Here is a 17,539-nt window from a genome sequence, read left to right as displayed (position 1 = left end):
CTCCGACGAATCAGGCCGTGCGCAGCGACTCCACTGCCGTCGCCGCGGCGAAACCGATGAACGCGTCGCGCTCGGGCACCCGGGAGCGGGCGTCCTCGGCGCGGGTGAACACGGCGACCGAATACCGGCCGCCGTCCGGGTACTCGACCACGCCGACCTCGTTGCGCACCGCGGGCAACGTCCCGGTTTTGCCGCTGGTGCGGATGCCGTCGTCCGGGAACCCGGACCGCAGCCGGTGCGGCCAGACTTGCAGTTCCATCCAGCGCCGGACGTCCGCGCACGCTTCCGGCGCGGCCGCTTCGTCGCGCCAGATCAGACCGAGCAAGCGGGTCATTTCGGCGGCGGTGGTGCGGCAGGACTTTTCCGGTTGCAGCGCGCGCAACCCGGAAACCTGTTCGTAGGTCAGTTCGGCGAGCGCGCGTTCGTCGTCCTCGTACGAGAGGCCGAGATCTTCGCCGATCGTGGCGAGCAGTTCGGCGCAGTCCTGCGGAACGACGGTCTGGGTGAATCCGAGCCGGCGCAACGTGCTATTCACCGCGGTTTTGCCGATCTCGGCGAGAATCAGATCGGTGGCGACGTTGTCGCTGATTCCGATCATCAGGATCGCCAGATCGTGCCAGGACATCGAGACTTCGTGGCGGAAGGTGGCGAGACCGTACGGGCTCGGCGTCGGATGCCCGGGCTCGACCGTGACGCGGGCGCCGAGATCGAGCGTTCCCTCGGCGGCCTGGCGGGCCAGCTCCAGCGCGATCGGGACCTTGAACACCGACGCGGGGACGACCGGGACGTCCTCGCCGATGCCGAGGCCGCGGGTCCCGTCGACCTCGGCGGCGTGCAGCCGGACCTCGACGCCGACCTCCTCGGCGCGGCGGGCGATCGTTTCGGACGCGGTGGCCATGGCTCTCCTGTCTACAGTGGACGCTTTGAGCAGGAAGTGCTTGGCGTGAAGGGGAATCGCCGCCTGCCGGGGTTCCAGTGTGGCGGAGGAGGGAGGGGCGGGGTTAGTGCGATGGCGGGAAAGGTGCGGGGGAATTTCCGGTCAGGGGAGGTCGTGAGTGGTTATCCCGGTTCTAACCGGCATCGCCACTCACGACCCCTCGTCGGCCCTTTCCACGCGCGGCAGCAAGTGCAACTGCACCATCGCGGCGAACCGGTCCCCCGGATCGTCGAGGTCGATGCCGCCGACTTCGGCCAGCCGGCGCAGCCGGTAGCGGAACGTGCTCGGATGCACGTACGCCGCGGCCGAGGCGGCGCTGATGTCGCCGAACGAATCGAGCCAGCACCGGAGGGTGTGCACCAGCTGGGACTGGTGTTTGGTGTCGTATTCCAGCAGCCGCGCGATCGGTCCGGTCGCGACGTCGCCGCGCGCCGCGGAAAGGTCGGCCAGTTCCAGCATCAACGCCTCGATGTGCGCGTCGTCGGAGGTGATCACCCGCTTGGAGCCGCCGTTGGTGAGCAGCACGCGCAACGCCCGGTCGGCTCCGTCGCGAGACGCGCGCAATCCGGATCCGTCGAGGGCCAGCGGGCCGATGCCGATCGCCGCGGCGACCCGGCGGCCGGTGCGCTCCAGGAAGGTCGACGCGACGCGCACCGAGCGTTCGCGGCAATCGCCGTGGTTCCCGGGCATCGGGACGATCCCGTACGCGACGTCGCCGACCAGCGCTACCGCCGATCGGGGCTGAACCGCGCTGAGGTGCATGGCGAACGCGTCGGCGACCCGCTGGCGTTCGGTGACCAGCCGCAGGTCGTCGTCGGGCGCCTCGAGCAAGCCCATGGCGAGCACGATCGTCGGCTGCCCCAGCAATCCGAGCCGCGCGATCGCTTCCTGCGCGCCGGAGCCGCCTTCGAGCGCGGTGCTGACCAGATCGGCGCGCAACCGGCGTTCGACGTCCGCCCCCGCGCGCAGCCGAAGCATATGCAGGGCAACGATTTTCGACGCGTCGATCAACGCCGCGGTACGCTCTTCGCTTAGCTCTTTGTCGACAGCTGCCCAAATCGACCCGAGAATCTCGTCCCCGGCCCGGACCGCGAGCGCGGCCCGGATCATGACGATCTTCTTGTCGTAGCCCTCTCCCGGATAGACGTACACCGGGCCTTGCTCGCGGTAGAGCCGCTCGAAAACGCCGTCCTTTTCCAGCTCGCGAGTGAACCGTTCGGGCACTTGGCGGCCGAGAATCGTCTCGACGCGCGAGGGGTCGGCCTCGTCTTGGCGGCCGGAGAACGCGAGCACGCGCGAGTTGCGGTCCTCGATGGTGACCGGTGCGTCCAGCAGCGCGGCGATCGCGTTGGCAAGCGCGAAAAGATCACCCGACGGCATCCCGCCGAGCGTCTGCGGGGAGACGTCGCCGACGTCGCCCTCCGCGAGCAACGTGCGGAGCATCGCGGCCAGCTGCGCCCACGAAGCGCCGCTGGCGAGCCCGAGCAGCGCGACCCCGGAGGAATTGGCCGCCCGCACCAGTTCCGTCGATGCGGCCACCGGCGACCGCACGACCAGCGCGGTCGCCCCGCGCGCGGCGACCGTGTGCAGGAGCTGCGCGATCTCGCCGGATTCGCGCACCCCGACGCCGAGCACCACCGCCTGCGCCGGGAACTCCGCGTCGTCGTGCGGATCGTGGATCACCACCCCGCCGAGCTGCCGTCGCGTGTCCCGTCCTACGGCGACCGGTTCGAGGAGCACGTCCCCGAGCGCTTCGAGGACGCGTCCCAGACTCGTGTGCGGCTTGCTCGGCACCGGTGTCAGCACCCCCCGAAGGTAGATCCGGCCTCACGCGGACCGGCTGGTCCGATTCGACCAAATCTACCTCCGGAATTCGTAGCGGGCTACGAACCGATCCACACCTTGGCCGTGGTCACCTCGTCCAGCAGCTCCGGAATCGGTGCCACGCCGAGGCCCGGTCCGGTCGGCACCGGCAGGTGGCCGCCGGACAGCACGAACGGTTCGGTGATGTCGGTCTGGTAGAACCGGTCCGACGCGGAGGTGTCGCCGGGCAGGGTGAAGTTCGGCAGCGAGGCCAGCGCGACGTTCGCCGCCCGGCCGAGCCCGGTCTCGATCATCCCGCCGCACCACACCGGGATCCCGTGCGCCGCGCAGACGTCGTGCACCCGCCGCGCTTCGAGGTAACCGCCGACGCGCCCGGGTTTGATATTCACGATCTGGACCGCGCCGAGTTTGATCGCGTCCGCCGCCGCGCGCGCCGACACGATCGATTCGTCGAGGCAGATCGGCGTCCGGATCCGGCGGGCCAGTTCGGCGTGGCCGAGCACGTCCTCTTCTTCCAGCGGCTGCTCGATCAGCAGCAGGCCGAACGGGTCGAGCTTGGCCAGCTGCGGCGCGTCGCCGAGGGTGTAGGCGGTGTTCGCGTCGACCTGCAGCAGCACGTCGTCGCCGAAGCGTTCGCGGACCGCGCGCACCGGCTCGACGTCCCAGCCGGGTTCGATCTTCAGCTTGATCCGCACGTAGCCCTCGTCGAGATATCCGCCGACGACGTCGAGCAGCTGCGGGATGGTGTCCATGATCCCGACCGAAACGCCGCACGGCACGGAATCGCGGACCGACCCGAGTTCGGCGGCGAACGACCGTTCGTGCGCGCGGAGTTCGGCGTCCAGCACCGCCATTTCCAGCGCGCCCTTGGCCATCCGGTGGCCCTTGAACTTCGCCAGCAGCGGCGTCACCTTCGCCGCGGTCACGTCTCCCGCGGCCAGCAGGGCCGGGATCAGGTGGTGCTGCAGCACGTGTTCGGCGCCGTCGTTGTACTCCGACGAGTACAGCGGCCCGGCCATCGTCACGCATTCGCCCCAGCCCTCGCCGGCCGGCGTGACCGCGCGCAGCAGCAAGAGTTCGCGGACGGACTGGGTGCCGAACGAAGTCCGGAACGGGGCGACGAGCGGCATCTGCACCCGGCGCAATTCCACACCGCTGAGTTTCACTGCTCCTCCTTGGAGATCACGTAGAAGCCGGTTCGGTCGAAGCCGGTCACCCGGCCGCCGTCGGCCATCAGCCCGCCGAGCGATTCGCGCAGCGCGGCCCGCCACGCGTCCGCCCGGCCGGGATCGGTGCTGCGCAAGCCTTCGATGTCCGGCGGGACGGCGACGAGCACCACCGGGGCGTCCGCTTTGCCTGCGGCCGGACCGCCGTCCGCGGCGACTTCGAGGGCCACTGCCGCGCCTTGGCCGAGCAAAGCCTTCGCGTCGGTGCGGATCGGTTCGCCGAACGCGGCGGTCCGCACCGTCGGACTGGCCAGGTCCCAGGACACCATCAGCCGGTCGGTGTCGCCGGAACCGTTGATGCCGTCCGCCATCGGACCGTAGAAATCCCGGAGGTAACGCACCGGGAGCGCGCCGAGTTTGCCGAGGTTGAAATAGGCGTTGCGACGCACCAGCGGATCGAAGGTCCACTTGATCGCCGAGACGTCCTGCGCGAGCGCCCAGCCGCGCTGATGCAATTTCAGCGCGTACCCGATCCCGCGCCCCGCGCCCGCCTTCGAAACTCCGGCGATGTGACTGTGCAGGCTGCCTTTTCCGGGGTTTCCGAAAAAGGCGACGCACGCGCCGAGCAATTCCCCGTCGGCGAACGCGCCGGCCACGTAATTCCCCGCCGACGACAGCGCGCGCAGCAGTTCGGTGGTCACCGGCCGGGTTCCTGGCGCGGACCGCCAGATCGTCTCGAACAGCACCCCGACCGCGGTCATTTCCGCGATCTCGGTGATTTCCCGGACTTCGACCCCCGAGGCGGCGGCCGCCGACTGAGCGGCCGCGACCGCCTCGGCGCACGTTTCCGCCGCGCCGGGTCTTTCCGTGTTCATCGCAAGATTCGTCACGGGATGATCCTTTCCCGGCTTCCCCGCCGACGTCACCGTCGCGCTCGACCAGAATCGCCGTCCGGATTCGTCGGAACCGACGGACTTCCCTTGCTCAGCACGTTCTCCACCAACGCGGCCAGCAACGCCGTCCGCCGCGGCAATTCCGCGACCAGGACGTGTTCGTGATCGGCGTGCGCTCCGCCGCCGACCGCACCGAGCCCGTCGAGTGTCGGCACGCCCAAGCCCGCGGTGTAATTGCCGTCCGAAGCCCCGCCGACGGCCGCTTCGGTCAATTCCGGCAAGCCGAGTTCAGCGGCCAATTCCTTGGCCAGCCCGTACAACGCGGCCGAGGAAACGGCGTCGAGCGGCGGGCGGTTGATCCCGCCGGTGATCCGTACTTGTGCGCCTTCCAGCACCGGTCGTAACGCGCGTACTTCCCGGTCGACGCGAAGCTGTTCTTCCTCGTCCCACACCCGCACGTCGACCTCGACCGCGGCTGTGGCGGGCACGGTGTTGACCGTGGTCCCGGCCGAAAGCACGGTCGGAACCACGCTGGTCCCGCGTTCCGGACTGGCGAGCGCGGCGACCGCAAGCACCTGGTGCGCGATCTCGATCCCGGCGTTGATCCCCTTTTCCGGTTCGAGTCCGGCGTGCGAGGCACGTCCGGTCACCTCGATCCGGTAGTGGGAAACGCCTTTCCGCCGAGTCTTGAGCGCGCCGCCGTCCGCGGAAGCCTCCAGCACGAACGCCGCCGCGCAGCCCCGCGCTTCTTCCTCGATCAGTCCGCGAGAAGACGGCGAACCCAGCTCCTCGTCCCCGGTAACCAAAATGGACAGTCCACTTCGGTCAGGAAGCGAGGCCGCGACGTGCAACGCCATCACCACGCCGGTCTTCATGTCGAAACACCCCGGACCGCGCAAGACCCCGTCCCGCACGGAAAACGGATGCGTCTCCAAAGACCCCATCGGCCAGACCGTGTCATGGTGCCCGAGCAGCAGCACCCGCGGCGGACCTTCGCCGAATCGCCAGCGCAGATGCGTCCGTCCATCCAGGACAATCCGTTCCGGCTCCACGCCAAGCAACGACTTGCCGACACCGGTCAGCACGTCCGCGCTGTGTGCCACCGCGTCGAGGTCGGCGGACGGGGATTCGCAGCGCACCAACGTTTCGATGTCCGCGAGCAGAGCGTCCAGGTTGAACTCGGTCATCGCGGCTCACCCCGCAGCGGCTGGCCGGGGAACGCGTCGGGGAGCAGCTGCCCGTCGCGTACCACCGGAGTGCCCGCGACGAACAGGTGCCGCACGCCGACCGCGGGCCGGGTCGCGTCGAAATACGTCGCGGTATCGGTGATCGTGTCCGGATCGAGGACGACGATGTCCGCGTCCGCGCCGACGTTCAGCCGGCCCTTGGTCCGCGCACCGGGCGCGACCTCGTCGAGCACCCGCGCCGGGAGATAGGAACAGCGCCGGAAGGCTTCCAGCCAGGTCCAGACCCCGGCCTCGCGCACCATCAGCCGCAGCGACTTGGAGAACGTCCCCGCCGTGCGCGGATGCGTCGCGCCACCGGGCGGAAGCGGCCACTCGGTGGATTCGTGGGCCCCGTTCTGCCAGTACACCGGCATCGCGTCGCTCGCGACGATCGAGTCCGGGAACGCCAGCGCCTGGTGCAGCAGGGTGCGGTCGACCGGGTCGTCCTCGTCGAGGAACTCGAGAATGCACGGCGCACCCGGCATCTCCGCACGGACCTGCAGCAACCGGCCCTCGTCCGCGATCCGCTCACCGGTCTCCAGCAGGATCACCCGCGACGGGTTGAGGCCCTTCATCTTCAGCCGCTCCGGCGAGATGAAGGCCGCGCCGACCGCGGTGCTGCCCGCGCCGTACGGATAGGCCTCGACGGTCACTCGCGACCCGGCGGAACGCCCCGACTCCAGCGCGGCGAGCACGCGGTCGACGTGCCGGATGGAGGTGCTGTTGACGTGGCAGTGGTGCATTGCCGCGCCGGTCTCGGCCGCGACGATCGCGATCTCCTCGGACCCGTCGACCGGAGTGCCCGGATCGACCTCGACCAGCTCGCGGACGTGCGTATACGTCGGCGCTTCCGCCTGTTTGGCCAGCTTCGCCAAGGCCAGGAACTCGGCCGGATCGCTGGCCGGCGCGTACCCGAGCAGCACGCCGACGCCGAGCGCGCCCGCCGCCAGCTCACCCTCCACCAGCGACAGCCAGGCGGCCAGCTCCTTCTTCGACGAGGAGCGCTGCCAGTCCGGAATCCCGAGCACGGAAAGCCCGGTGTTGATGTTCGCGTCCGGCTCGATGCCGGCGAGCACCTTCGCCCGCGCGGAACCCCACGAGGCCGAGAAGCCGTAGTGCAGCGGACGCCCCGCCGCGGCGGCGTCGGCGTAGGCCCGTTCGACCGGCATCAGCCCGGCCTCCAGATCGAGCGCCGTCGTGACGCCGTCCATCGCCTGCAGCCGCTGTCCGGCGATCGAGTGCACGTGGCTGTGCAGATCGATGAACCCCGGCCCGACGACGTACCCGGCGACGTCGATCTCCACCTGGTCGTCCGCGCTGGGCAATCCCGGTCCGACCGCGATCACCTCGCCGCCGGATATCAGCACGTCAGCTGTGCCGTCGAAGCCCGTGGCCGGGTCGATGACGCGACCGCCACGCAGCAGTGTCCGCATGCTTGCCTCCTCGCCTCGCTGCTGGCGACCCTAGGAGGTTTCCCGGGCGGTACGTTCGTGCGCGCGGACGAATCCGGGACGGCAGATCTCTCCGCGCGCACAAACCGGAATTCGCTGGGCGAGCGCGCGCGAGCGCCCTAAGCTCGCGCACATGGCCTGCCGGATCACCGAACTCATCCTCGACTGCGCCGACCCGCAACGGATGGGCGATTTCTGGTGCGAAGTCCTCGGCTACGTCGAACTGGGCTGGGACGGCGAAGACCTGGAAATCGGCCCGCCCGGAGCCGGTTTCGGCGGCCCGCAGCCGACGCTGATCCTCAGCCGCAGCACCGACCCGAAACCCGCGAAACTGCCGCTGCACCTGGACGTGAACCCGACCGACCGGGATCAGGACGCCGAACTGGAACGCCTGCTCGCGGCCGGCGCGCGCCCCGCCGACGTGGGCCAGACCGGCGAGGAGTCGTGGCACGTGCTCGCGGACCCGGAGGGGAACGTGTTCTGCCTGCTCCGCAACCGAGTCGACCCGGTGTCGTGAGTGTTCATCCCGGTTAGAACCGGGATCGCCACTCACGACGCCCGGCGCCACTCCCGCCACCGGAACTGCCCGGTCTGGATCAGGTCAGCGGCGAACTCGAACCCACCCCGGACCCTCCCCGCCGAAGGCGCGGGAAAGTGCGTCGGAAGCAGGACCGAACCACGCTCGCCCTCGAGAATGCGGCTCCGCACTTCCGCCGCCTTCCCCGGGTCGACGCAGTACCGGGTGCTCAGCTCCGGATGCCGGATCTGCACCCCGTGGTGCATCGTGTCCCCGGCGAGCAGCAGGGTCCCGGCACTGCCGCGGACCCGCACGCACACGTTCCCCGGCGTGTGCCCGGCAGCGGGAACCAGCTCGGCGTGCTTGCCCACCGCCGCGTCCGGAGCGACGAAACTCAGCTGCCCGGCCTGCTCGATCGGCAGCACACTGTCGGCCAGGTAGTCGCCCGTCCGGCGCATGGCCGCCGCACCAGCCTCGCTCGACCAATACCGAAACTCTTCCTCCACCACGAGATGCGGGGCGTGCGGGAAGACCGGCTCCCGCCGCACAGTGGCCGCGCCGACGTGGTCGGCGTGCAAGTGGGTGAACACGACCGCGTCCACCTCCGCGGGCCGCAACCCGGTCGCCAGGAACTGCCGCATCCACCGGTCCGGCAGCTGGTCGAATTCCGCCCGGCGCCGGTCCTTCCCCGCCCCGACGCACGCGTCGACCACCAGCACTTCGTCGGCCGAGCAGACGAGGAACGACTGGATGGCGAACACCAGCTTCCCCGCCGCCCGGTCGAACCACGGCTCCCGCGTGTACCAGTCGGCGAGGTCCGGTTCGAGTCCGGGGAAGAACTCGCCGGGCTCGATCAGCAGCCGGTCGTCCTCGATCAGGGGGACTACCGCGACGTCACCGAGATCGAACCAGTGCGGCATCGCGCTCCCTCCGCGCCTTCGTCCGCACCCGGCTCAGCCCGACCGCGCAAGCGATCGCGACCAGCACCGGAACGGCAGTCGCCAGGACGATCGTCTGGGCCGACAACGCCAGCGCGAGCAGCAACCCCGCGACCCCGGGTCCGACGATCGACCCGATCCGCCCGAGCGCCGCGGCCCAGCCGACGCCGGTCGTGCGGGTGCTCGCCGGGTAGATCGAGACCGCGAGCGTCAGCTGGCCGATCTGCCCCGCCGTCACCCCGAAACCGGCACCGGCCAGCAGCACGAACAGCAGAGTCTCGCCGACCGGCACCGTCGCCACGAGCACCATGCACACCGCCCCGATCGCCGGCATCAGGATCAGCGCCCGGGCGATCCCGATCCGCGCGGCCAGCGGGATGAGCACCAGACCGCCCGCGATCCCGCCCAGCGTCAGGAACGCGAGTCCCAGCGGAGCCTTCCCGGCGGCGAAACCGTATCCGGTGAGGAGGGTCGGAACCCACGAGATCAGCACGTACGCGGTGATGAAGATGAGGAACGAGAACGCCCAGATGAGCGACGTCGGCAGGCGCAGCCCCGGGCCGAACAGCTTGCTCACCTTGGCCTCCTGCTTCGCGCTGCTCTCCACCGCCGGCTCCCGAGCAGGCAGCACGACAGCCATCACCGCGGCCAGCAGCAGCGGAGCCAGCCCAGCGACGTAGAAGACCCCGGCGGACCCGACGCTGTGCAGCAGTTTGCCGCCGAAGAACCCGCCGAGGCTGCTCCCGGACGCGAGGCCGAGCGTCACCGCCACCGAAACCAGCTCCCGGCGGCCCTCCGCACTGTGTTTCGTCGCCAGCGAGACCCCGGCGGGCAGCACCAGCCCGAGACCGAGCCCGGTCACCAGACGGGCGGCGGCGAAGACCGGCATGGACTTCAGGGGCAGGATCGCGGCGGTCAGCACGGTCGCGCCCGCGAAGATCAGGACGCCGGTGAGCACCACCGAGCGCGCCCTCATCCGCGCGCCGACGTAACCCGCGGCCAGATATCCCGCGACGACCCCGATGTTGGTCAGCACCAACGGCAGGGTGAAAGCGGCGGGCGCGGCATTCCATTCGTGCGACAGGGTCGGGATCGTGAACGACAACGCGGCGGTGTCGAAGCCGTCCAGGAGGACAGCGAGGAAGCAGAGCAGGACGACCGGCCAGTGGATGCTCTTGCTCATGGCGTGTTCTCCAGTGTCTGAGGGAAATTCCCGATCCGGAAACCGCTCCGCGGCCCGGGTGAGCCGGACCGCGCGAATTCGGTCCACCACAAGCGCATCTGGGCGCCAAGGCGTTCGACCTCGGCCCAGCTCGTGCCGCCCAGCATCGGGCTCCCGCGCCAGGATTCCGGGGTGCCCAGCAGGAAAGGCAGTTCCAGGCAATGGATCGCGCCGTAGCCGCCGTGTTCCGGAGTCCAGTCGAACTCGTAGGAGTACGCGCCGTACTGCTGTGCCAAGGCCCGCGCCGGGCGACCGAAAAGCGGCTCGGTCTGGTCCGCGATCGCTTGCCGGAGCACGGGGTCCGGCACTCCGATCGCGAACGCCGCGCACTCCTGCGACGCGTACCCGATCATCAAGTCCGGCAACGGATCGGCCAGCCGAATCTCGAGATCGACTATCCCGAACGGCGGCCGGGTCGACGTCGGATCCTTCGCGGCGTTCCACCGCAGAGTCCGCTGTTGCGCGGCAAGCAGCTGATCGACGGAGGCGGTAACCGGGTCTCCGCCGACCGCGTCGACGAAGTACCGGCCGATCTCCCGCGCCGCGGCGCGTTCCTGAATGATCGCGGGGTCCGGTGAACTTTGGACGATCGCCCGCCGGATCAGCGCCCGACTGTCCGGAATGGACAACAAGGCCAGCGTCGAAAGCGCGCCCGCGGACTGCCCGAAGACAGTGATCTCGCCCGGGTCGCCGCCGAACGCCGCGATATTGTCGCGCACCCATTCAAGCGCGAGCATCTGGTCCGCCAAGCCGAGATTGCCCTCGCTGACGTCGTCGTGGACCAGGTAGCCGAAGGCTCCCAGCCGGTAGTTGACCGACACGACGACCACGTCGCCGTCCGCGGCGAGCCGCCCGCCGTCGTACCAGGGAAGCGTGCCGCCTCCGCTCAGGAAACCGCCGCCGTGCAGCCATACGAGCACCGGACGGGCACCAGTCAGCGCGGGCGTCGCGACGGCAAGGTTGAGGCAGTCCTCGGACTGGGGCGGTTCGTCTCGCGGCGGACCCATCGCGGCCTCCAGCCGGGAGCCAAGCTGCGGGCAGATCGGCCCGGGCTGCGAGGCGTCAGCGCGGGGCTCGGCCGGTCGCGGCGGCTGGAACCGTTCGGCGGTGCCGTATCGCACGCCGCGGAACCGCAGCAGACCGTCGTCGCTTCGAGTGCCGAGGACGGGACCGGACGGTGGCCGGGCAGTGACAGGCTGGCATTCGGTCATCGCGGCTCTCCTTTGAGCGGGTGTCCGGCACCTTCGACCCGCAGTCAGGCTAAGAAAGTCCGGAATGCCTGACCAATGCTCTTTGCCGCCCGAGACATGTTTGCCCGGCTATACCTCTCCGCGGTGTTCGGCACGCACTCGCACCGGTTCGGTCCGGTTGCCGCCGGAGAACACGTCCGAGAGCTTCCCGATCAGCATCCCCAGCAGCGGGAGCCAGATCGGGCACAGCATCAGCGCCAGCAGCGGTCCCATGATCTTGAAAATCTCGAGGAATCCGTGCATCTCAAGGTCCCGCCTTTTCGGTCTCGGCCAGCAACGTCGCGAGCGTGCGCACCGCACGGTGCTGCAGCGCCCGGACGCTGTTGGGGTTCTTGTTCATGGTTTCGGCGACCTCGGCGACGGAGAGCCCGGCGAAAAACCGCAGCCGCACGCACTCGCGCTGCGGTTCGCTGAGGTCCGCCAGACACCGGCGCAGCGCCGCCGCTTCGATGCGGGCCAGCGCGAGCCGGTCGGCGCCGCCGCGGAGGTCCGGTCCGTCGTGGTCTTTCCCGTCGAGCAGTTCCCGCCGGTAGCGGGCTGATTTGCGGTGGTCGCGCAGCAGGTTGTCGGCGATCGTGTACAGCCAGCCGGTGAACGAGCCGCCGTCCGGGCAGAAGTCCGGCAGTTTCCGCCACGCGCGCAGGAACGCCTCGCTCGTCAGGTCCTCGGCGACCGTCGCGGTCGGCACCCGCATCCGCAGGTAGCGGAAGACCGGCGGCGCGTGTTCCTGGTAGAGGACGGCGAACGCGGCCTGGTCGCCAGAGCGCGCTCGCCCCAGCAGTTCCGTCTCCACTTCGGCCTCACTCCCGTAGCCGCGACGCCGCGACGATCTTCATTACGCCGCCTCCCGCACCACGGGCACGAAGTCGACCTTGTCGCGCACGCCGCAATCGGGGCACGTCCAGTCGTCCGGGATCTCCGACCACGCCGTTCCGGCGGCGAACCCCTCCAGTTCGTTGCCCTCCGCGACGCGGTAGACGTAGCCGCAGCCGGGGCACCGCGCGGCGTCCACGTCGTCGGCCAGCTTCGCCCGGGTGTCCGCGGCCGGTTCGTTCGCGGCGGCAGCGACGACCGGGTACTTCTTCAGCAGCGACGGCAGTTTGCCCGGCTGCACGTTCGCTTGCCGGAGGTCGCCGTCGAAATGCCGGTACACCCGCGGGTCCATCACCTTGCGGAACCACGCCGGAACCAGCGCGACGACCAGCATCCCGGTGTAACCGGTCGGCAGAACCGGGCTTTCCTTGAAGTCACGCAAAGTCTGGAACCGGCGCGTCGGGTTGGCGTGGTGATCGCTGTGCCGCTGCAGGTGATACAGCAGCACATTCGTCGCGACATTGTTGGAGTTCCAGGAATGCGCCGGGCTAACCCGCTCGTACCGGGTTTTCGCCCCATGCGTGACCTTCTTGCGCAGCATCCCGTAGTGCTCCAGGTAGTTCACGATCTCCAGCAGCGAGAACCCGAACACGGCCTGAAGCACCAGATACGGCAGGATCCCGACGCCCAGCCAAGCGAGCAGCGCACCCCACAGCACCACGCTCATCAGCCACGCGTTGAGCACGTCATTGCCGAGATGGAACGGGTGACTTCCCTTGCGGGCATAGCGTTTCCGCTCCACCCCCCAGGCACTGCGCAGCGAACCGAAGACCGTCCGCGGCCAGAACCGGTAAAAGCTTTCCCCCAACCGGCTCGACGCCGGGTCCTCCGGAGTGGCGACGCGCACGTGGTGCCCGCGGTTGTGCTCGATGTAGAAATGCCCGTAAAAACACTGTGCCAGCGCGATTTTCGCGGCCCAGCGTTCGGTGCTTTCCCGTTTGTGGCCGAGTTCGTGCGCGGTGTTGATCGCGATGCCGGCGACTGTGCCGAGAGTGATCGAGAGACCGATTTTTCCGCCGACGGAAAGATCGCCGCGCGCGAGCATCCACGCGCCCGCCACGAAACCGGCGTATTGCAACGGCAGGAATAGATAGGTGATCCAGCGGTAGTAGCGGTCCTCCTCCAGCGCCGCCATCACTTCGTCCGGCGGATTGGTGTGGTCGTATCCGGCGACGAGGTCGATCAGCGGCACGAGGACCAGCACGACCAGCGGACCGAGCCACAACGCGGCGGCGGACCCGGTCGCGGCGTGCAACGCGATCGCGCCGAACGGCAGCAGCGGCACCACGAGCCCGAGCGGCCACAGGTGCCGCTTCCGGTCGTGCCAGGCGGTTTCGCCGTTCGGTCCGGCGAGGCGGTACTTCTTCATCGCGGCCTCCACGCGGTCTGTCGTTTTGCTGAAGGTAGGGATCCGTGAGCGGCGCGACACTGTGCGCGAAACCGAAACGTCCGGCTGCGTTGGGTCCCGGGCACGAACCCGGCGTACGGTGCTGCCTGTGACGTCGACGGCAGCCGCCACGCTGGCCAAGGTCGCGGACTCGGTCCTGGCCGAGCTCGCGCTGCTCCGCGCGCGAATCGCCGAGGAGGTCACCACCGAACTGCCTACGCTCGCGCCCGACGCGCAGGCCGCTGAGCTGCTCGACAGCACGGTGCGGGAGAACCTGGTCGCCGCGCTGGGCGTGCTGGGCGGCGCGACGGAGCCGGTGGACGTCGGGGCGCCGCCGGTCGCGCTGGAGTTCGCACGGCGGCTGGCTCAACGCCGGGTGCCGATCACCGCGATGCTGCGCGCGTACCGCCTCGGCCAGGCGGCCTTCCAGCAGGAGATGATCACCCGGATCGCCGCCGAGCCGGTGGATGCGGCGGACGTCGCGGTCGCCGCCACCGTGCTGTCGCAGGTCGCCTTCACCTACATCGACAAGATCTCCGAAGAGGTCGTCGAGGCCTACCAGCTGGAACGCGACACCTGGCTGCGGCACCGCAACGCGGCGCGGCTCGCGAAGGTGCGGGCTGCGTTGTCCGGCAAGCCCATCGACACCGCCGACGTCGAGAAAACCCTCGGCTACGCGCTGTCGGAACGGCACGTCGGCGCGGTGCTGTGGTGCGGCCCTGAACTGGACGAAAGCGACCGGTTGACGGCCCTCGAACGACACGCCGCGCTGCTCGCGAACGCCCTCGACACCACGCCGCTGGTCGTGGCCCCGGACGCCTCGACCGTGTGGGCCTGGTTCCCGACCTCGGCGCTCGACCTCGACGCGGTGTCCGCCGCGCTCGCCAGTTCACCCGATCCGGTGCGCGTCGCGTTGGGCGACCCGGCGAGCGGCCTGGCCGGATTCCGCACCACCCACCAGCAGGCCCGCCAAGCCGAGGCCGTCGCGCAGATGACCGAGCGAACCCAGCCGCGCCCCGTCACCGCGGCGGCGCAACTCGGGCCGTTGGCGCTGGTCGCGGCGGATCCGTCGGCGGTCGCGGGCTGGGTCCAGTCGGTGCTCGGCGCGCTGGCCGACGACGACGAGGGACACCGCCGGATGCGCGAAACGGTGTGGGCGTACCTGTCCAGCGGGAGCAGCCTGATGATCGCCGCGCAGGAGCTGCACCTGCACAAGAACACCATCCAGTACCGGCTGCGCAAGGCCGAGCAGGAACGCGGCCGTCCGCTGTCCGAGGGACGGATCGACGTCGAGGTGGCGCTGCTGGCGTGCCGGTTGCTGGGCCCGGCGGTGCTCCGGCCGGTGGACTGATTTGTGCCGCGGGACCAGTCGGGTCCCGGCGTCCCGGTCTTCGGACCGATGCCCGCGTCCGGCCGGGCGGGAAGGCTTCCGGGGAACGAGTTCGCCACCTGCGAGGACCACGATGAACGACACCCGCGAAGACACCGACGTCCTCGTGATCGGCTCCGGCTTCGGCGGTTCCGTGAGCGCACTGCGACTGTCCGAAAAGGGCTATCGCGTCACCGTGCTGGAAGCCGGGCCCCGCCGTACCGAAGATACGCTGCCGAAAACCTCGTGGGACGTCCGGAATTTCCTGTGGGCACCGCGACTTGGCTGCTACGGGATTCAGCGCATCCACCTGCTCCGAGACGTCGTCATCCTCGGCGGCGCGGGCGTCGGCGGCGGCTCTCTCAATTACGCCAACACCCTCTACGAACCGCCCGCACCGTTTTTCGAAGACCCGCAATGGGCGCACGTCACCGACTGGCAAGCCGAACTGAAACCGCACTACGACCAGGCCCGCCGGATGCTCGGCGTCACCCAGAACCCCACCGTCACCGCGGCGGACGAGGTGCTCCGGGAAGTCGCCGACGACCTGGGTGTCGGCTCTTCCTTCCGGCTCACCCCGGTCGGCGTTTTCTTCGGCGACAAGGACACTCCCGCCGGAACCGTAGTGCCAGACCCGTTCTTCGGCGGCGCCGGACCAGCCCGCCGAACCTGCACCGAATGCGGGTCCTGCATGACCGGCTGCCGCGTCGGCGCCAAAAACACCCTGGACCGCAATTACCTTTATCTGGCCGAACAACTCGGCGCGCACGTCGTCCCGATGACCACCGTGTTCGACGTGCGCCCCGCGGACGGCGGCTACCTCGTCACCGCGGTCCGCACCGGGAAGTCGCCTCGTCGCAGGAAAAACGTGCGCACTTTCTTCGCCCGCGACGTCATCTTCAGCGCCGGTACCTACAACACGCAGAAACTGCTCCACCAAGCCCGCGAAACCGGCGCGTTGCCGAACATTTCTGCCAGCCTCGGCCGATTGACCCGAACGAACTCCGAATCCATTCTCGGCGCGAAATCGAACCGCAAGGACGTCGACTTCACCCGCGGCGTCGCGATCACCTCGTCCATCCACCCGGACGAACACACGCACATCGAACCGTGCCGCTACGGCAAAGGCAGCAACGCGATGTCGCTGCTGCAAACCGCGCTCACCGACGGCGGCACATCCGTCCCGCGCTGGCTGACCTGGCTCGGCGCGTTCGCCAGGAATCCGCGCAACCTCACCTGGTTTTCGCCGCGCCGCTGGTCCGAACGCACCATCATCCTGCTGGTGATGCAAACGCTCGACAATTCCATCACGGTCGCAAGCAAACGCACCCGCACCGGACGGCACAAACTGACGTCCAGCCCCGGCCACGGCGAACCGAACCCCACCTGGATCCCCGCCGGAAACGACGCCGCCCGCCGTGTCGCGGAGAAAATCGACGGCATCGCCGGCGGCACCACCGGCGAGATCCTGAACATCCCGATGACCGCTCATTTCCTCGGCGGCTGCGCGATTTCCGACGATCCGGACCGCGGCGTCCTGGACCCGTACCACCGCGTCCACGGCCATCCCGGCCTGCACGTCGTCGACGGTTCGGCGATCTCGGCGAACCTGGGGGTAAACCCGTCGCTGACGATCACCGCCCAGGCCGAACGCGCGATGTCCCTGTGGCCCAACCGCGGCGAGCAAGACCGGCGGCCCCCGCTGGGCGCACCGTACGAACGCATCGCCCCGGTCGCCCCACGGAATCCCGCGGTCCCGGCCGACGCTCCCGGCGCGCTCATTCCCTGACCGCACGGCAGCCCCCGGCACCATTTCCGGAGCGGAATCCAGTACGCATCCAGAAGCATTTCGACCACGGGGCCAATGCACCGTTCCGCATATTTTTCATCAAAAACAAAACCGACCTCTCCGTCGGCCCAACTGATTCGCCTGAACGCGCGAGTGCCCGGACCCGGCCATCCTGCTAGCGTGTTCTGCGCGGAGGACTTCGCACGTGGCAGAAAGTTCATCAGCGATCGCTATCGAACCCATAAGAAATTCCAGCAGAAAGTGCGAACAGAGGAGGACTGGTTTCTGTGAAGACCCTTCCCGAGCGCTATCAGGCCCCGGAGGCATCCTCTGCCGGATGCTTCGCGACCGACACCCGGCGGCTCCGCCGCGGCGCACGCGACCACCGCCGGCACGGACGTCGCCGCCGCTGAGCAGGCGAACGACGCGCGGGTAGCGCTTGCTGCCCGCTGAGCTGAACCCGACGTGGCTGGAGGTCGAGTCAACCGGTCTTCAGCCACGTTCGTCATCCCGGCGTTTCCTCGATCGCAGAAAGGACTGGTTTCCGTGAGAACCCTTCCCGAGCGCTATCAAGCCCCGAAAGCAGTCGCGGCCGGCCGTTTCGCGACCGACACCCGCCAGCTCGGCCGGGGCGCGCTCGACAGCCGCTGGCGCGGGCGCCTGCTCTATCGTTCCGGCCGCACCTTCGCCCGCTGAG

General features: G+C 69.3%; 16 protein-coding genes. 4 read left to right on the top strand and 12 right to left on the bottom strand.

The window, feature by feature from the left end; all coding sequences use genetic code 11:
* Positions 1–10: 10 nt before the first annotated feature.
* From F9C11_RS12655 to F9C11_RS12630, 6 genes are all read right to left on the bottom strand, one after another.
* Positions 11–898: a serine hydrolase gene (locus F9C11_RS12655; protein WP_409185054.1), complete on the bottom strand. Its 888-nt coding sequence runs from the start codon at positions 896–898 to the stop codon at positions 11–13.
* Positions 899–1,087: 189 nt separating this feature from the next.
* Complete coding sequence (locus tag F9C11_RS12650; protein ID WP_409185053.1) at positions 1,088–2,743, bottom strand: PucR family transcriptional regulator; 1,656 nt, start codon at positions 2,741–2,743, stop codon at positions 1,088–1,090.
* Between the two features lie 77 nt (positions 2,744–2,820).
* Positions 2,821–3,927 carry an o-succinylbenzoate synthase gene (gene menC / locus F9C11_RS12645; RefSeq protein ID WP_409185052.1) on the bottom strand — a complete coding sequence of 369 codons (1,107 nt, stop codon included), beginning with the start codon at positions 3,925–3,927 and terminating at the stop codon, positions 2,821–2,823.
* Positions 3,924–4,802 (bottom strand): GNAT family N-acetyltransferase, encoded by an 879-nt coding sequence (locus F9C11_RS12640; RefSeq protein WP_409186888.1) that lies wholly within the window; start codon positions 4,800–4,802, stop codon positions 3,924–3,926. Before F9C11_RS12640 ends, menC begins: the two co-directional genes overlap by 4 nt.
* Before the next feature lie 47 nt (positions 4,803–4,849).
* Positions 4,850–6,007, bottom strand: a complete 1,158-nt coding sequence (locus F9C11_RS12635; protein ID WP_409185051.1) for a M20 family metallopeptidase — start codon at positions 6,005–6,007, stop codon at positions 4,850–4,852.
* Positions 6,004–7,479, bottom strand: a complete 1,476-nt coding sequence (locus F9C11_RS12630) for an amidohydrolase family protein (protein WP_409185050.1) — start codon at positions 7,477–7,479, stop codon at positions 6,004–6,006. Before F9C11_RS12630 ends, F9C11_RS12635 begins: the two co-directional genes overlap by 4 nt.
* A 151-nt stretch (positions 7,480–7,630) precedes the next feature.
* Here F9C11_RS12630 and F9C11_RS12625 point away from each other — a divergent pair, with 151 nt between their 5' ends.
* Positions 7,631–8,014 carry a VOC family protein gene (locus F9C11_RS12625; RefSeq protein ID WP_409185049.1) on the top strand — a complete coding sequence of 128 codons (384 nt, stop codon included), beginning with the start codon at positions 7,631–7,633 and terminating at the stop codon, positions 8,012–8,014.
* A 32-nt stretch (positions 8,015–8,046) separates the two neighbouring features.
* Here the strand turns inward: F9C11_RS12625 and F9C11_RS12620 are convergent, their stop codons facing one another.
* The 6 genes from F9C11_RS12620 to F9C11_RS12595 all read right to left on the bottom strand — a co-directional run bounded on the left by F9C11_RS12620 (position 8,047) and on the right by F9C11_RS12595 (position 13,666).
* Positions 8,047–8,934 carry an MBL fold metallo-hydrolase gene (locus F9C11_RS12620; RefSeq protein ID WP_409185048.1) on the bottom strand — a complete coding sequence of 296 codons (888 nt, stop codon included), beginning with the start codon at positions 8,932–8,934 and terminating at the stop codon, positions 8,047–8,049.
* Positions 8,909–10,135: an MFS transporter gene (locus F9C11_RS12615; RefSeq protein WP_409185047.1), complete on the bottom strand. Its 1,227-nt coding sequence runs from the start codon at positions 10,133–10,135 to the stop codon at positions 8,909–8,911. The genes F9C11_RS12620 and F9C11_RS12615 overlap by 26 nt, the downstream gene beginning before the upstream one ends.
* Entirely contained in the window at positions 10,132–11,385 is a 1,254-nt protein-coding gene (locus F9C11_RS12610) for a carboxylesterase family protein (protein WP_409185046.1), read from the bottom strand. The genes F9C11_RS12615 and F9C11_RS12610 overlap by 4 nt, the downstream gene beginning before the upstream one ends.
* A 108-nt stretch (positions 11,386–11,493) precedes the next feature.
* On the bottom strand, positions 11,494–11,667 hold the full coding sequence (locus F9C11_RS12605; RefSeq protein ID WP_409185045.1) for a hypothetical protein: 174 nt from the start codon (positions 11,665–11,667) through the stop codon (positions 11,494–11,496).
* A gap of 1 nt (position 11,668) precedes the next feature.
* Positions 11,669–12,217, bottom strand: coding sequence for an RNA polymerase sigma factor (locus F9C11_RS12600; RefSeq protein ID WP_409185044.1), 549 nt, complete (start codon positions 12,215–12,217; stop codon positions 11,669–11,671).
* A 42-nt stretch (positions 12,218–12,259) separates the two neighbouring features.
* Complete coding sequence (locus tag F9C11_RS12595) at positions 12,260–13,666, bottom strand: fatty acid desaturase (protein ID WP_409185043.1); 1,407 nt, start codon at positions 13,664–13,666, stop codon at positions 12,260–12,262.
* Between the two features lie 127 nt (positions 13,667–13,793).
* Here F9C11_RS12595 and F9C11_RS12590 point away from each other — a divergent pair, with 127 nt between their 5' ends.
* From F9C11_RS12590 to F9C11_RS12580, 3 genes are all read left to right on the top strand, one after another.
* Positions 13,794–15,035: a PucR family transcriptional regulator gene (locus F9C11_RS12590; RefSeq protein ID WP_409185042.1), complete on the top strand. Its 1,242-nt coding sequence runs from the start codon at positions 13,794–13,796 to the stop codon at positions 15,033–15,035.
* 112 nt (positions 15,036–15,147) lie between these two features.
* Positions 15,148–16,842 carry a GMC oxidoreductase gene (locus F9C11_RS12585; protein ID WP_409185041.1) on the top strand — a complete coding sequence of 565 codons (1,695 nt, stop codon included), beginning with the start codon at positions 15,148–15,150 and terminating at the stop codon, positions 16,840–16,842.
* A gap of 546 nt (positions 16,843–17,388) precedes the next feature.
* On the top strand, positions 17,389–17,538 hold the full coding sequence (locus F9C11_RS12580) for a lasso RiPP family leader peptide-containing protein (protein ID WP_409185040.1): 150 nt from the start codon (positions 17,389–17,391) through the stop codon (positions 17,536–17,538).
* The last annotated feature ends 1 nt before the right edge of the window (position 17,539 follow it).

Source organism: Amycolatopsis sp. VS8301801F10, from assembly GCF_046195355.1.
Lineage (GTDB): Bacteria > Actinomycetota > Actinomycetes > Mycobacteriales > Pseudonocardiaceae > Amycolatopsis.
This window is presented reverse-complemented; position numbering and strand designations above follow the sequence as displayed.